This window comes from Pirellulimonas nuda, assembly GCF_007750855.1.
Classification (GTDB): Bacteria; Planctomycetota; Planctomycetia; order Pirellulales; family Lacipirellulaceae; genus Pirellulimonas; species Pirellulimonas nuda.
The window spans coordinates 1,798,856-1,812,850 of sequence record NZ_CP036291.1 but is presented as its reverse complement, the minus strand read 5'-3'; the positions used below and the strand labels follow the sequence as shown (position 1 = coordinate 1,812,850).

The 13,995-nt window shown below is 65.5% G+C and carries 13 protein-coding genes; 7 read left to right on the top strand and 6 right to left on the bottom strand.

Annotation, left to right across the window (positions count from 1 at the left end; translation table 11 throughout):
• Positions 1–14: 14 nt before the first annotated feature.
• The 3 genes from Pla175_RS07520 to surE form a co-directional block, all read right to left on the bottom strand.
• Positions 15–578: a hypothetical protein gene (locus Pla175_RS07520; protein ID WP_145282749.1), complete on the bottom strand. Its 564-nt coding sequence runs from the start codon at positions 576–578 to the stop codon at positions 15–17.
• 83 nt (positions 579–661) lie between these two features.
• Positions 662–1,180 (bottom strand): hypothetical protein, encoded by a 519-nt coding sequence (locus Pla175_RS07515; RefSeq protein ID WP_145282747.1) that lies wholly within the window; start codon positions 1,178–1,180, stop codon positions 662–664.
• Positions 1,177–2,004, bottom strand: coding sequence for a 5'/3'-nucleotidase SurE (gene surE / locus Pla175_RS07510; protein ID WP_231954251.1), 828 nt, complete (start codon positions 2,002–2,004; stop codon positions 1,177–1,179). The genes Pla175_RS07515 and surE overlap by 4 nt, the downstream gene beginning before the upstream one ends.
• A gap of 394 nt (positions 2,005–2,398) precedes the next feature.
• On the opposite strand from surE, the gene guaA reads away from it, so the two are divergent.
• Complete coding sequence (gene guaA / locus Pla175_RS07505; RefSeq protein ID WP_145282746.1) at positions 2,399–3,949, top strand: glutamine-hydrolyzing GMP synthase; 1,551 nt, start codon at positions 2,399–2,401, stop codon at positions 3,947–3,949.
• A gap of 180 nt (positions 3,950–4,129) precedes the next feature.
• Here the strand turns inward: guaA and Pla175_RS07500 are convergent, their stop codons facing one another.
• Positions 4,130–6,433 (bottom strand): vWA domain-containing protein, encoded by a 2,304-nt coding sequence (locus tag Pla175_RS07500; RefSeq protein ID WP_197527331.1) that lies wholly within the window; start codon positions 6,431–6,433, stop codon positions 4,130–4,132.
• Between the two features lie 72 nt (positions 6,434–6,505).
• On the bottom strand, positions 6,506–7,072 hold the full coding sequence (locus Pla175_RS07495; protein ID WP_145282744.1) for an RNA polymerase sigma factor: 567 nt from the start codon (positions 7,070–7,072) through the stop codon (positions 6,506–6,508).
• Between the two features lie 239 nt (positions 7,073–7,311).
• On the opposite strand from Pla175_RS07495, the gene Pla175_RS07490 reads away from it, so the two are divergent.
• The 6 genes from Pla175_RS07490 to Pla175_RS07465 all read left to right on the top strand — a co-directional run bounded on the left by Pla175_RS07490 (position 7,312) and on the right by Pla175_RS07465 (position 12,807).
• Positions 7,312–7,752, top strand: a complete 441-nt coding sequence (locus Pla175_RS07490) for a TadE family protein (RefSeq protein ID WP_145282742.1) — start codon at positions 7,312–7,314, stop codon at positions 7,750–7,752.
• A gap of 60 nt (positions 7,753–7,812) precedes the next feature.
• The gene (locus Pla175_RS07485) at positions 7,813–8,298 is read left to right on the top strand and encodes a hypothetical protein (RefSeq protein WP_145282740.1); all 486 of its coding nucleotides are present in this window, start codon (positions 7,813–7,815) and stop codon (positions 8,296–8,298) included.
• Between the two features lie 78 nt (positions 8,299–8,376).
• A complete protein-coding gene (locus Pla175_RS07480; RefSeq protein WP_197527330.1) occupies positions 8,377–10,539 on the top strand; it encodes a VWA domain-containing protein in 2,163 nt (720 codons plus the stop codon).
• A gap of 171 nt (positions 10,540–10,710) precedes the next feature.
• Positions 10,711–11,121: a TadE/TadG family type IV pilus assembly protein gene (locus tag Pla175_RS07475; protein ID WP_145282736.1), complete on the top strand. Its 411-nt coding sequence runs from the start codon at positions 10,711–10,713 to the stop codon at positions 11,119–11,121.
• A gap of 118 nt (positions 11,122–11,239) precedes the next feature.
• Positions 11,240–12,379 (top strand): VWA domain-containing protein, encoded by a 1,140-nt coding sequence (locus Pla175_RS07470; protein ID WP_145282733.1) that lies wholly within the window; start codon positions 11,240–11,242, stop codon positions 12,377–12,379.
• A gap of 11 nt (positions 12,380–12,390) precedes the next feature.
• A complete protein-coding gene (locus tag Pla175_RS07465) occupies positions 12,391–12,807 on the top strand; it encodes a TadE/TadG family type IV pilus assembly protein (protein ID WP_145282731.1) in 417 nt (138 codons plus the stop codon).
• A gap of 29 nt (positions 12,808–12,836) precedes the next feature.
• Here Pla175_RS07465 and mqnE read toward each other — a convergent pair whose 3' ends face one another.
• The gene (gene mqnE, locus Pla175_RS07460; protein ID WP_145282729.1) at positions 12,837–13,982 is read right to left on the bottom strand and encodes an aminofutalosine synthase MqnE; all 1,146 of its coding nucleotides are present in this window, start codon (positions 13,980–13,982) and stop codon (positions 12,837–12,839) included.
• Positions 13,983–13,995: the final 13 nt, after the last annotated feature.

Genomic DNA, 13,995 nt, shown 5'->3' with positions numbered 1-13,995 from the left:
CCGCAGGCACGATGTTAGGGGCCGTTGAAACCTCCGTCCCGCCGCGGGCCGTAGCCCGGTTGTCCGTAGCCCCCCTGCTGGGGGTAGGCCGGGGGCCCATAGGGTGCGTAGCCGCGTTGTGGGTAGGGGTTCGCGAAGCGTGGGTCGCCGTACGCCCCGTTCGGCAGCGACGGACCGTACGCGGGGTTGTACGGGTCGCCTGGGTAGCCGTACACGGCGCCGGTGGGCGCCGGTTGGTTCTGATAAAAGTAGCTGCCGGTCAGCAGCGACTCCTGCCAGGCGTCGTGGAAGCGTTCCCACTCCGCGTCCAGCCCGCCGGTTGGGCTGGTGTACCGCTGCACCTGGTAGGTGGAATCAACCGAACCGTCCGGCCCACGCAGCGTGGTGCGGGTGCGTCGGTAGCCGCTTGTCACCATCCGCGGGTCGGGGAGCTCCTCGACCGCCGCGATGCGGTCGTACTGCGCCACCCGCGCCCCGGTGACCGGGTCGTGCGTGAAGGTGCTCGGCAGGAACACCCAGTTCTGCGCATCGGCAATCAGGGAGGCGAGCGTGGCGGCGATGAAGAGGAGAGATCGCATTTCTTGCGTGGGGACGGGGGCGAAGTGTCCAAGGGTGAGTAGAGGCCGAAGCGTACCAACGACTAATACCGAAAACCCAAGACCTACTCCTCCGTGATCGGCTGCTTGTAGAGCTGGTGGTCTTCCGCGTTGTAGACGTACTCATAGGGGCCATCGAGCTCGGGGAGCTGGATCATGTTGGCCTTGATGATCTTCTCCATGAACTCTTTCTGATCCTTGGGATACCGCCCCTCGGACGCATTGAACAAAGCCATCGCCTGCACCAGTTGGATATCCATCGCGATCCGGTGCTCGGCGACAAACCTCGCTCGCGCGACCTGGCTCAAATAGCCGCCGTCCTTTAGGCTTTTTCCCTTCTTGAAATCGTCTTCGGTCACCAGGCTCGGCGCCTCGTCCTTCAAGCGTTCTGCTTCGGCTTCTTGCGCCTTGGCGGCCGCGTCGGCCTTGGCGTCGGCCTGCTCGGTGGCCACCACCGCGGCCCGCTCCGATTGCAGCCGGCGTTGTTCGGCCAGGCTCCCCCCTTCGGGCTTGCCGCAGCCGTGCAGCCACACCAGCGTGCCGGCGGCGGCGACCATCGCGATCGGGCGGAGGAGGCGTTTCATCGTTCGGTCCTTCTTGAGTCCAGTGACAAGTTCCAGCTACGCATCGTATCCAGAAACTCGTTGCGGGTGCGGTCGATCGTCAGCGGGGTGAGCGTTGCGTTGCCGCTGGCGATCCCCGTGAGGTCGGTCGTGGCGCCCGGCATTTCGGTAGGAGGCAAACCGCGCGCCCAGAAGTACCGGCGGTCCTTCGGGTCGCGGCGTTCTTCGAACTCTGCTGGCCAGCGAATGACCCCCATTTCGGAAATTTTTAGCCCCGTGGGCCCACGCGTCGCGGCGGTCGGGATGTTGAGATTAAACAACTTGTGTTGCGAAAAAGCATCGTGCCGCAGCATCTGCTCGATCACCTCGACCGCCAGCTCCGCGGCCCTGTCGAAGCGGGCGTGCTCGTCGTACTCCAGCGACACGGCGATCGACGGCAGGTCGTTCAAGGCGCCCTCGGTGGCGGCCGCCACGGTCCCCGAGTACAGCACGTTGATGCCGACGTTCAGGCCGCCGTTGACGCCGCTGACCACCAGGTCGGGTACTTCGGGGCACAACGGTTCACCGCCGGGGAACCGCGCCAGGGCGAGCTTCACGCAATCGGCGGGGCTCCCTTCGACCGCCCAGCCGATCCGGCGTTCTGGCTGATCGCCCCGCACGTCGAACACCTCCTTGGCCATCAGCGGGCTCAGGAATGTGATCGAGTGCCCCACGCCGCTCTGCTCGCGGTCTGGCGCCACCACGCACACGTCCCCCAACCGCTCGAGAGCGCGTTGCATCGCCACCAGCCCGGGGGCGTAGATGCCGTCGTCGTTGGTCAGCAGGATCTGCATGGCGGGGGCCATCCGTGGCGGATAGGTAGGGTTTTCGCTTGGTTGACTACCCCCATGCTAAACCCCCTCCGCCACTCCCACAACGAACCGCTAGTGACGGGACGCCCCCGGCAGTAGAATCCCGGGCTTTCCCACGGCCGATCCAGTCCGACCCGCACTACGGACGCCAATTAACCACGGATGACACGGATTTCACGGATACGATTGCCACAAAAAGCACAAAGACGGAATGACCAATGACCAAGTCTCAATGACCAAAACGTTGACGACATCGCTTGCGCCTTTCTTGGCCGTTGAGGCTTGGTCATTGCTTTTTGTGCTCTTTGTGCCTTTTCGTGGCCAACTTCTCATCCGTGAAATCCGTGCTATCCGTGGTCAAAGTCTTTTGAGATAGAGAACGCCCGCCATGACAAACGCCGCTAACGAGCGTGTGCTCGTGCTCGATTTCGGCTCGCAAACCGCCCAACTGATCGCCCGTCGGGTGCGCGAGCAGCACGTTTATTGCGAGATCGTCCGGCACGACATTACCGCGGCCCGGCTGCGCGAGCTCGATCCCGTAGGGATCATCCTGTCGGGGGGTCCCAACAGCGTCTATGCGCCCGGCGCGCCGCAGTGCGACCCCGAACTTTTCGAACTGGGCGTGCCCGTGCTGGGGATCTGCTACGGCATGCAACTGGCCTGCAAGGCCTTGGGGGGCGAAGTGACGAGCTGTCCGTCGCGCGAGTACGGCCGCTCGCACTGCGACGTGGTTGACGACGCCGACTTGATGGCCGACGTCCCCGCCAGCACGGAGGTGTGGATGAGCCACGGCGATCAGGTGACCGCCATCGCGGAAGACTTTTCGCCGCTCGCCAAGACGAAGACCTGCCCGTTCGCCGCGGTCCGCCACAAGCGGCTGCCGATCTACGGCCTGCAGTTCCACCCGGAGGTCACCCACACGGTGGCCGGCAAGACGATCCTGGGCAACTTTGTGAAGCACGTCTGCAAGGCCAGCGGCGCGTGGCGGCTGGGGGATTTTGCCGAGGAGACGATCAACAAGGTCCGCGAGACGGTCGGTAGTTCTCGCGTGATCTGCGGCCTATCCGGCGGCGTTGACTCAGCGGTGGTTGCCGCCCTGCTCTACCGCGCCATCGGACCACAGCTCTCGTGCATCCTGGTCGACAACGGCCTGCTGCGCAAGGACGAGGCGGCCGCGGTGATCGACGAGTTCAGCCGCCACTTCAAGACCGACCTGCACGTCGTGCGGGCCGAAGACGAGTTCCTCAACGTGCTGGCCGGTGTGAGCGACCCGCAAGAAAAGCGGCGGCGGATCGGCAAGACGTTTATCGATTGCTTCAAGGCCGAGGCGCTGAAAATCGACGACGCCCGCTTCTTGGCACAGGGGACTCTCTATCCCGACGTGATCGAGAGCGGCGCCGCGGTCGACGGCCCGGCCGACACCATCAAGCTGCACCACAACGTCGGCGGCCTGCCGGCCGAGCTGGGCTTTGAGCTGATCGAGCCGCTACGCGACCTGTTCAAGGACGAGGTCCGCCAGCTCGGCCTGCAGTTAGGGCTCCCGCCGGAGATCGTCTGGCGTCACCCCTTCCCCGGCCCGGGGCTGGCCGTGCGATGCCTGGGCGAAGTGACCCGCGAAAAGCTGGCCGTGCTGCGCGAGGCAGACGCGATCGTGGTCGGCGAGATCCAGGCCGAGGGGCTGTACCGCGCCACCAGCCAGTCGTTCGCGGTGCTGCTGCCGGTGCAAAGCGTCGGCGTGATGGGCGACAGCCGCACGTACGAGAACACAGTCGCCGTGCGGAGCGTGAACACAGACGACTTCATGACCGCCGACTGGAGCCACCTGCCCCACGAGCTGCTAAGCCGGATCAGCACCCGGATCATCAACGAGGTGCAGGGGGTGAACCGCGTGGTCTACGACATCAGCAGCAAACCGCCGGCGACGATCGAGTGGGAGTAGTCCACGCGCGCGTCCCCCCCTCCCCTTTCAAGGAGAGGGGCCGGAGGATGGGTGCGCAGCGGAGAGAATGTCACGGATGGAAATCGATGCGGGGAGGCGTTCTTTAGAAGCGGCGATCGCTCTGCGCCAGCCCCCCGCCCCTAACCCCTCCCCCTGAAGGGGGAGCGGGATACGCGCTGGCTACTCGGCCTTGATGCGTTTTGCAGCGCGCACGATGTCCAGGAACTCTGCACGTTCGCCCTTGGGATCGTCACCCGTCGCACTCGCAGCGATCTCTAGCACGGCGTCGAGGGTGGCGTCCCCCGCGTACTCCGATCCCCTTAGCAGCATCCCGAACGACGCCACCGCGGCGGCGAACTGCGTGTACTTCGACGCCTCGGCGAAGCTGTTGCCTCCGTCCTTGACCGCCCATTCGAGCTTGCTGCTCGTGTCGCTCTCGGGCTGCTTGTAGCGCATCTTCAGGGTGAGTAGCTCGTCGCTCGGTTTGCCGCCCGCGTCAGCGGGGGCCTCTGGCTTTTTGGGTTGGTACTTGAGCTCGTCTACCTCGCCGGCGGGGACGCTCGCACCAGTGGGCACGATCTCGTAGAGCGCGGTGACGGTGTGCCCCGCGCCGATCTCGCCGGCGTCCTTTGTGTCGTCGTTAAAGTCTTCGGTGCGGAGCATACGGTTCTCGTAGCCCAGCAGGCGGTAGCCGGCGACTTGGGCCGGGTTGAACTCGACCTGGATCTTCACGTCCTTGGCGATGGTGACCAGCGTGCCGGTAAGGCCATCGACGAACACCCGGCGGGCCTCTCGCATGCCGTCGACGTAGTAGTAGCTGCCATTGCCCTTGTTGGAGACGGTCTCCATCATCGCGTCGTTCAGGTTCCCGCGGCCGAAGCCGCAGACTGAGAGGAATACGCCGGTCTCTTTGGCCTTCTCCTCGACCATCCGCTGCAAAGCGGCCGTGCTGGTGGTGCCGACGTTGAAATCGCCGTCGGTGCAGAGGATCACGCGGTTGCAGCCGCCGGCGATCTTGTGGTCCTCGGCGATTTTGTAGGCGAGTTCGATACCGGCGCCACCCGCCGTCGAGCCTCCCGCGGCCAACTGACCGAGCGCCGCCAGGATCTTGTCCTGCTGATCGCCCGGGGTGCTGTCGAGCGCCAGCCCCTCGCTGGACGCGTAGACCACGATCGCTACGCGGTCGTTCTCGCCTAGCTCGCGGACGAGCGCCTTGAACCCCTCAACCACCAGCGGCAGCTTGTTGGAGTCCTGCATCGAACCGGAGACATCAATCAGAAACACTAGGTTCGACAGCGGCCGCTTGTCGGCCGCCAGCTCGCGGCCCTTCAAGCCGATCCGCACCAACCGGTGCGTGGGCGCCCACGGGCAGCCGGCGACTTCGATGTGCGAAGCAAAGGGAACGTCTCCCCTCCCCCCCTGGGGGGAGGGGCCGGGGGAGGGGGCAGCCTCGGAATCAACCTCTGGCCCTGAATAGTCGTACCCAAAGTAGTTCACGAACTCCTCAAGCCGCACCGCATCGGGCGGCGGCAGCCGCCCACCCTCCAGCAGCATCTGTCGGACGTTGGCGTAGCTGGCGGTATCGACGTCGATACTGAACGTGCTGACCGCCCGCTCGCCGACCGCTTCCATGAACGGGTTCTCGTAGATGCGGTCGTACTTGTCGCCGCCGGCGTCGGGGCCTTGGCCTTCAATCTCAGAGAGGTCCTCAATTCTTCGATCGTGAATCCCGGTTGGCCCCGCGATGATGATGCGTGGGGTGACCATCATGCGAGTGCCAAGGTCCAAACCTTCAAATTCTACGCCGGCGTGGTACTGAACGTCATCTTGGAGGTAGTACGGCGATGGAAGCGACTGACCACCGTTCGCTTTGATGTCGAAGCCGCGGACCGTTGAAGAATTTTGCCTAGCCGCCCGCACCGCCGCTTGCTTCTCAAGATCTACGCTTGCGAATTTCTTCCGCCTCCGCGTCAGGTCCTCCCACACTTCCGGATCCGGATAGACCACCGAGACGTCTCCGGCACTCGCACTTGTAGACTCGTCGCCGTTCGCATTTGCCCGCGCAGCAGCCACATGGGCTTCGATGACCCGAGCCTTCTCTTCCTGATCAATTGGAACGCTGCGTTGCATCCATATCCGCTGCTTGTCTTCCGGTGATTCGATTTCCGACGTCTCGACCGGGGTGAATTTCAGAGCAACATCGCGCGGCGCTTCGCCATCCGATAGCTTTAAGCTCACACCGACAGCCAACAGCAGCGTCGCCGCCACGCCCCACGCCGCGTACCGGGGCCACCGTGTTTTGGGTTGCATTTCCATCGCGTCGTGCTCCGCGGACAAGGATAGAGAAGCCGCCTCCTCCGCCCAGCGGGCGGCGATGCGGTCGGACAAGTCGGGGGGAGACTGCCCACCAATCGCTTCGGCGAGCGCCAGGTCAACCAGCCGGTCGGCTAGGTCGTCGCGGTCGGGTGTAAGGTCGTCGTTCATGGCTGGCTCGTAGGTCAGGCTGTGCCTGACGTTGTGGCTGGTTTCGCGGGGCCGTGTCAGGCACAGCCTGACCTACCGTGCTGTATCCGTGCCGCCCGTGTCATCCGTGGTTAAACGTCGTTCCACGCACGCTTTGAGCAGCGCCCGAGTGCGACGGAGCAGCGTCTTCACGCCGTCTGGCTTCATGTCGAGCGCTTCGGCAATCGCGTCGCGGCCCGCGTTCTCTCGGTAGCACATCTCAACCGCCTGACGGGCGCGACCTTCGAGCTGCGCGACGCAGCCTCGTAGCGCACCGATCCACCCGCTAAGGCCATCGTCTTGGGCGGCCTCGGCCCAAACCGCGTCGGCTGCCTCGATTGCTGAGGTCTTGGGTTCTCGCTTCTGTTTGCGACGCAGCATCAAAAGCTTGTTTCGGGCGACGGTCCGCAGGTAGCCGGCGGTTTCTGCCGGCGAACGCTCCTGGAAGCCGTCTCGGGCCACGCTCAGGAAGGTCTCCTGCACCAAGTCTTCGGACTCCGCGGCCGCCGCCCCAAGGTAGCGCAGGTACCGCCACAGCCCCGCCTGGTGCTGGCAGACGAGTTCGGTCAGGGTCGTGGCGGGCTGGACGGTCACGGCCGGCGGCTGGATGGCGACGGGCATGGAAGTGGAGTGCTGTGGGGGGAGCAAAGGGTTCAACAATATCCGGGCCGGATGCCGCCTCCGACGGCGGCCTTGCAATCGGTACAGACGATCCAGCCGTTGGGTAAGTTCCTGTTCGGCCCGCGATGCCGGGACGATTGCAAGGGCCGCATGCGGTGGGCCCGCCCCGTTTGCGGATCGATGTATTTCGTGAGCTAGGCTTCGGAGAACCTGGAATCCTCTCCATCGATCGCAGCGAAATGCACACCAATCTCACCATCGGCGCCGGGCGCCCAGGCCGGCGGACCGACCGCCGCCGCGGCGCCGCGGTCACCGAGTTCGCCATCGTAGCGCCGGTCTTCTTCCTCGTCATCTTAGGGATGATCGAGTTCGGCCGCATGGCGATGGTGCAGCAGGTGATCACCAACGCCGCCCGTGAGGGCGCCCGCATCGCGGTGCTCGACGGCGCCACCAAGAACAAGGTTACCCAGCGGGTCGCCGACTACCTGGTTTCTGCGGGGGTCAACTCGGCGACCGTCGGGGTTACGCCCGACCCCCCCGATTCGGCGAAGTACGGCGAGTCGGTGTCCGTGAGCGTGTCGATCCCCTTTGCCGAAGTGAGCTGGCTGCCGACCCCACGCTTCATTGGCGGCCACGTGCTGCGTGCAGAATCTGTGATGAGGCGTGAGACGGTGGAATAGGCCGCTCCGATCGGTGGCGGTGAGCGGAATGGTTGTTGCCAAACGTTGCAAGAGAGAGCCATGAAAAAGAACCGAAAGTTCCGCGCCCGGTTGTTGGTAGACCGGAAGCTGCAGGGGGCGCTGCTGTGCCGTGTGGTGACGTATTGGTGCGTTTGTGTGGCGGCCATGATGCTGCTGGCCGGCGTGCAGGCCGCGCTATCGAGCCGAGAGGCCGGCTGGCCGCTGGTGATCAACCGGGCGATGCTGGCGTTTGGGCCGTCGCTGATCGCGGCGATGGTGCTGCTGCCGCTGGTGCTGTACGACGCGCTCCGCTTCAGCCTGAGCTTCGCCGGCCCCATGCGTCGACTGCGTAGTGAAGCGCGCCGCTTGGCCGACGGCGAGCGGGTCGCCCCCATCACGTTCCGCGGCGGCGACTACTGGTTTGAGCTGGCGGGCGAGTTTAACCGCATCTCCGCGGAGCTTTCTCGGCTCCGAGAAGAGCAATCCTCGCACGCCGCCCCCGCTGAACCATCTCCTGGCGCGGCTGAAACCGCCGGCCGCAGCTAGTCGCCCGCCGGGCGCCCCTCAAACCGACCCCCTTCCTGCGTTCGCGCCATGCACCGCTCCCCGAAAAGACCCGTCCCATTGAGCGCAGCGGGGCAGCCGCGTCGCGGCGCCGTGCTGGTGCTCTCCGCGATGCTCTTGGTCGTTGTGTGCGGGATGGCCGCGATGGCGATCGACGTCGGCTTTATGATGCTGATGAAGACGCAACTGCAGGTCGCGGCGGACGCGGGCGCGCTGGCGGCCGGGAATGCCCTGCACGAGTCGCGGCCTGAGGTCGTCGCGATCGGCCAAGACTACTGCACCCGTCACACCGCGGGGGGCAGACCGATCCTGCCCAGTGAGGCGCAGATCGAGATCGGCATCTGGGACGCGGCCACCGAGACCTTCTCCGCCAGCGCCGGCATCGGCAACGCGGTGCGCGTCACCTGCCGCAGGGACAACGAGGGGCTGTTCTTCGCCCGAGTGATCGGGTCGCAGAGCTTCAGCACCGAGGCCAGCGCAATCGCGATGGCGAACCCCAAAGACGTAGCCTTCGTGATCGACCTATCGGGGTCGATGAACGACGACACCGAGCCCGCGTGGGCCACCACCACCATCAACGGGGAGTTCGGCCCCCAAGGCTTCCCCGGCATCGGATCGGACTTGATGCAGGATGTTTACCAAGACCTAGGATTCGGCGCTTTTCCTGGGAGCGTTGAGTACCTGGGCGCCCCACTGGGCGTGCCCCAGGGGGACATGGCGTACGCAGAGATGACAAGCGACGTGGGTCCCCTGGCGGGAATGTCTGTTCTGGATGAGTACCGGATCCTTGCTGGCGACGACGAGCAAACGCGTCGCGAGAAGGCGTACCGCTGGATTATCGATACGCAGCTCAGCCGGCTGATGCCCCAGGCGCGTCCAGCGGCGACCCTTGCCAACTACGGGTACTGGGAGCGTTACATCGACTATGTGCTGAGCGGTTCGTATGTCGTCTCCCCGCAACCCCCTCCCCCCCCGCCGCCGCCGCCCAGCGACGATGACGATGACGATGACGATGACGACGATGATGATGATGATGACGATGATGACGACGACGAGGGCGACCCCCCTCCCCCTCCGCCGCCGCCGCCACCCTCCCCCCCGATCGGGTTTGTGCCTGCTTGGCCCGGGTTGGAACGCGCTGTTGATTCACCGCTCGGGGTGCTGGCGGTGCTGGGCGCCAACCGACTGGGGATCGCCCACGCGTCTCCCATGCTGCTGATGAGCCAGGTCTACGGGCCATCGGCCAACGGACCGGGGTTGCCCCGCGTTGGGGGGCTGTACGACCAGTACGAAGCCTGGGTCCCTCCGCAGCAGTCATACAACCGCATCTACAATTTTAACAATCCGAACCGCTCGAGCTTCCCGGCCGCAGACAGCGGCCTGCCCCACCAACTCCGCAACTACTTCGGCTATGTCACGTACGTCCAGTTCTTGATGGACCACGGACGGGACCTGCAACCCGACGACACGAACTACGTCGAGCTATCGACCCACAGCGACTACTGCCCGATGCACAACGAGTCGGTCGCCGGACGGGGCTTTAGCTTCCCCCCCCGCACGCAGCCGATGCACGCGGTACGGCGTTCGGTGATCGCGTCGATGGACGTCGTCGAGGAGCGGAATGTCGCAATCCCAAGCCATGGACACCGAGACCGGGTGGCGGTCGTCACGTTCGACACCACCGAAGGGAGCCGTGTGCACCACGGGCTCACGGCCGACTACCTGACGGCGATGCAATCGGTCGCCCCGCTGCAAGCGGTGGGCGACAAGGGGACAACCACGGCCACCGAATCGGGGCTGGCCCGCGCGCACGAGCTGCTGCGCCGACAGTCTGAGGGGGGGCAGGCGCGTGAAGGGGCGACCCGGATCATTGTGCTGCTGACCGACGGCATCCCCAACGCCTACGAGAGCTCCGAAGGCGCTATCGACGGCTTCGTGGCGGGGGGGTCGACCTCCGATAGCTACGGCGGGGGCTACTACTGGCTCGACGCCCCCATCATGCGGATCCACGCGATCGAGGCCGACGGGATCGACGTCTACCCGGTCGGGGTAGGCCTGGGCACCGACTACGACTTCATGGACCGCGCCGCACGCACGGGGGGCACCGGCGGCGACTCTGGCGGCAGCCGCCGCGGCAGTGGCAACCCGGCAGAGTACGAGTCGGTGCTGACCCAGATCTTCCGAGAGATCATCTCCACCCCGACCGGAAGGCTGGTGGAATAGAGGGGGGCCGGGCTTCGGCCCCCCGCCCGGCAAACGTCGATGGCCCGCAAAGCCGATCCGATTGAGCAAACACCTCTAAGCCGACCCGCGAGGCAATCGTGAGCTAGGCTTTTGGTATCCGAGCAGTTCTCTGCCCGGCGCTCATCTTTTTCGGACACGAGGCGCTGTTGTATGCGGATTGCCTCTCGAAGCTCGAACAACCGTCGTCGCGGGGTCGCCGCGATGGAGTTCGCGGTCTGCCTGCCGGTGCTGGTGACGCTGGTGTTCGGCTCCTTCCAAGCCTGCGACATGCTGTTCCTGAAGCACGCGGTGACCACCGCCGCGTACGAAGGGACGCTCGCGGCCGCCAAGAGCAACGCAACCACCGAGTCGGTTTGCAACGCCGCCAGGCAGGTGCTTACGGCGATGAATGTTCACGAAGCGACGGTCAGCACGCTGCCGCTGGGGGTAGACGTCGCCAACGTGCCCCCGGGAGAGATGCTGACCGTGGTGGTCAACGCGCCGGTCGGGCCGAACCTGTTCGGACCGGTCATTTTCGTCCCCTCAACACAGGCCGAGACGCGGGGCGTGACCATCCGCTGATGGCGGCCGCACGACCGCATCCTCCTCTCACCCGCATCGCTCAACCAACCGGGGTCCGGGCGGCGCAGGCCGCCCGCCGGGGCGCACCCTCCTCACCCTGTCACCTCGAGCCCGCCGTATGTTCCGCCCTCAATCGCGTCGTCGTCGTGGCGCCATGCTGCCGCTGATCGCGGTGCTGTTGCCGGTGCTGGTGTTGTTCCTCGGCTTCGCCGTAGACGTGGCCCACATGCAGAACACGCGGATGCAGCTCCGCCTGGCGACCGACTCCGCGGCAAGGGCCGCCGCGAGCACGCTCTCCCGCACCGACAGCCTGAGCCAGGCGCGGACCGCCGCACAAGACGTGGCCAACGCCAACATGGTGGCCGGGCTGCCGCTGAAGGTGCGGAGCGAGGAGGTCGAGTTCGGTCGTTCGGAGCCAGACGCCAATGGCAAGTTTGTGTTCACGTCCGGCGCCTCACCGCCGAACTCCGTGCGCGTGCTGGGGCAGAAGACCAACGGATCGGACTCCGGGTCGGTGCCGCTGTTCTTTGGCCGGCTCGTGGGCGCCTCGAGCTTTGAACCAACGTTCACGGCCACCGCGAGCTTCATCAACGTCGACATCTGCTTGGTGCTCGACCGATCGACGTCGATGAAGGTGAACATCGACTCGTCCGAGTCGGGGCTGTACACCAACGACACGAGGTTCTGCAAACCGCCGTTCGGGGACACGCGGTGGGCCGCGGTGGATCGGGCGGTTCGGGTGTTCACCGACGCGATCGACCGGAGCAAGGCCGATGAGAAAGTGGCCCTAGCAAGCTATTCCAGCGACTTGAGCAAGACCCTGCCGGGATACTGCGGCGTGTCGAACCGCGCGGCGACGCTGGACGAACCGCTCACCAGCGACATCCCCCGGATCGACAGCGCCCTTGCCACGATCACTGGAAATGTCTGGAACGGGAACACGAACATCGAGGCCGGCATGCGCGAGGGGGTCAAGGCGCTCACCGACACCTCGCGTGCTAGGCAGAGCGCCGAGAGGATCATGATCGTGCTGACCGACGGGGCCGAGAACGAGGGGAGCGCCGAAGCGGCCGCCCAGGCGTGTGCCGACCAGCGGATCCGCGTCCACGCCATCACCTTCGGCGACTTCGCCAATCAGGACGCGATGAAGCGCGTGGCCAGCGTCGGCCGGGGGCAGTTTTTCCACGCCCCCGACCCGACCCGGCTCGAAGAGATCTTCCGTGAACTAGCCGGCCAAGTCGCGCGGCTCACCGAGTAGGAAACACCCCCATGCGCAGCCGCACCCGACACCACCCGCCCCGACGCGGCGCCACCGTCGTGGAGTTTGCGCTCACGGCGCCTCTGCTGTTCATGTTCGCCTTTGCGTCGATCGAGTTCAGCCGCGCGAACATGCTGGTCCACACGGCCAAGATCGCGGCGACCGAGGGGGCCCGCAGGGGGATCGTGCCGGGCGCCACCGCAGAAGATTGCCGGGCCGCTGCGCAGGGAGAGCTCGACATCCTTGGCTTCGTCGGCGGCACGGTAACCGTGACGCCCGCGACCATTTCCGACGCGACGCCCGAGGTAAACGTGACCGTTTCCGTGCCGGTCGACGTCCGGAACGGGTACGTCCTCCCCCGGTTCTTCCTGGGGAGCACGGTGACCCGTTCGATCAACCTGCAACGCGAAGTGACCGACTTTAATTAAGGCCCTGAAACCGCTAGTTCAACAGGGTGCTAGGCGCCGGCCGTGATCGCTTCGGCGGCACGCCAGCCCGCGGCGCTACGCTCAACGCGGTGGTAGAGGGTGTCCCGCTCGATCGGATCGCGGCCCGCCTCGCGGATCACTTGCTCGATGTCCGCGACGCTCATCACCTCGGGGGTGGTGGCGCCCGCGTCGTGGTAGATCAGCTCGTGACGCACGGTGCCGTCGATGTCGTCGGCGCCGTAGGCCAGCGAGATCTGGGCGGTCTCGATCCCAAGCATGATCCAGTAGGCCTTGATGTGGTCGATGTTGTCGAGCATCAGCCGTGCGATGGCCATCTGTCGCAGGTCGACCAGCGCGGAGGGCTTGGTGATGTTGCGCTCGGCGCCCAGCTTGGTGTTCTCCGGGTGGAACGCCAGCGGGATGAACGTCTGGAAGCCCTTCGTCTCGTCCTGTAGCTCGCGCAGCCGCACCAGGTGGTCGATGCGGTGGTAGGGCTGCTCGATGTGCCCGTACAGCATGGTGCAGTTGCTGCGAAGACCGAGCGCGTGGGCCTCGCGGTGGGTCTCGAACCACCGCCGGCTATCGGCCTTGTGCTCGCAGATTTGGTTGCGGACCTCGGGGTGGAAGATCTCGGCGCCCCCACCGGGGAGGCTCCCCAGGCCCGCCTCGATCATGTCCTCCAGCACCCAACGGACCGGCTTCTTCGTGAGCCGGCAGAACCAGTCGATCTCTACGGGCGTCCACGCCTTGAGGTGGAGCGTGGGGTAGGCGTCGTGCAGCACCTGCACGACCTGGCGGTACCAGTCGTACTTCGCTTGGTGGTGCAAGCCGCCGACGATGTGCAGCTCGGTGCACCCGTTGTCCACCGCTTCTTGCCCGCGGGCCAAAACCTGCTCGTCGTTCATCCAGTACCCCTTGGGGTCGCGCAGATCGGAGCGGAACGCGCAGAACGTGCAGCGGTAGAGGCAGATGTTGGTGGGGTTGAGGTGGGTGTTGATGTTGTAGTAGCCGGCGTTGCCGTTCTTGCGCTCGCGCACCAGGTTGGCTAGCTCGCCAAGCTCGGGGAGCGCCACCTCGGGCGATTCGAGCACGAGGCCGTCGTCGAACGACAGTCGCTCGCCGGCTTCGATCTTTTCGCGGATGGGGGCGAGGATGGGGGAGGATGTTCGGAGCATTTTTTGGTGAGGC

What these genes read in the sequence shown, in the direction of transcription:
- surE (WP_231954251.1), bottom strand. Translation starts at nt 2,004, where the DNA reads ATGGCCCCCGCCATGCAGATCCTGCTGACCAACGACGACGGCATCTAC.
- Pla175_RS07485 (WP_145282740.1), top strand. Translation starts at nt 7,813, where the DNA reads ATGAAAAAGAACCGAAAGTTCCGCGCCCGGTTGTTGGTAGACCGGAAG.
- Pla175_RS07475 (WP_145282736.1), top strand. Translation starts at nt 10,711, where the DNA reads ATGCGGATTGCCTCTCGAAGCTCGAACAACCGTCGTCGCGGGGTCGCC.
- guaA (WP_145282746.1), top strand. Translation starts at nt 2,399, where the DNA reads ATGACAAACGCCGCTAACGAGCGTGTGCTCGTGCTCGATTTCGGCTCG.
- Pla175_RS07520 (WP_145282749.1), bottom strand. Translation starts at nt 578, where the DNA reads ATGCGATCTCTCCTCTTCATCGCCGCCACGCTCGCCTCCCTGATTGCC.
- Pla175_RS07500 (WP_197527331.1), bottom strand. Translation starts at nt 6,433, where the DNA reads ATGAACGACGACCTTACACCCGACCGCGACGACCTAGCCGACCGGCTG.
- Pla175_RS07465 (WP_145282731.1), top strand. Translation starts at nt 12,391, where the DNA reads ATGCGCAGCCGCACCCGACACCACCCGCCCCGACGCGGCGCCACCGTC.
- Pla175_RS07470 (WP_145282733.1), top strand. Translation starts at nt 11,240, where the DNA reads ATGTTCCGCCCTCAATCGCGTCGTCGTCGTGGCGCCATGCTGCCGCTG.
- Pla175_RS07490 (WP_145282742.1), top strand. Translation starts at nt 7,312, where the DNA reads ATGCACACCAATCTCACCATCGGCGCCGGGCGCCCAGGCCGGCGGACC.
- Pla175_RS07495 (WP_145282744.1), bottom strand. Translation starts at nt 7,072, where the DNA reads ATGCCCGTCGCCATCCAGCCGCCGGCCGTGACCGTCCAGCCCGCCACG.
- Pla175_RS07515 (WP_145282747.1), bottom strand. Translation starts at nt 1,180, where the DNA reads ATGAAACGCCTCCTCCGCCCGATCGCGATGGTCGCCGCCGCCGGCACG.
- mqnE (WP_145282729.1), bottom strand. Translation starts at nt 13,982, where the DNA reads ATGCTCCGAACATCCTCCCCCATCCTCGCCCCCATCCGCGAAAAGATC.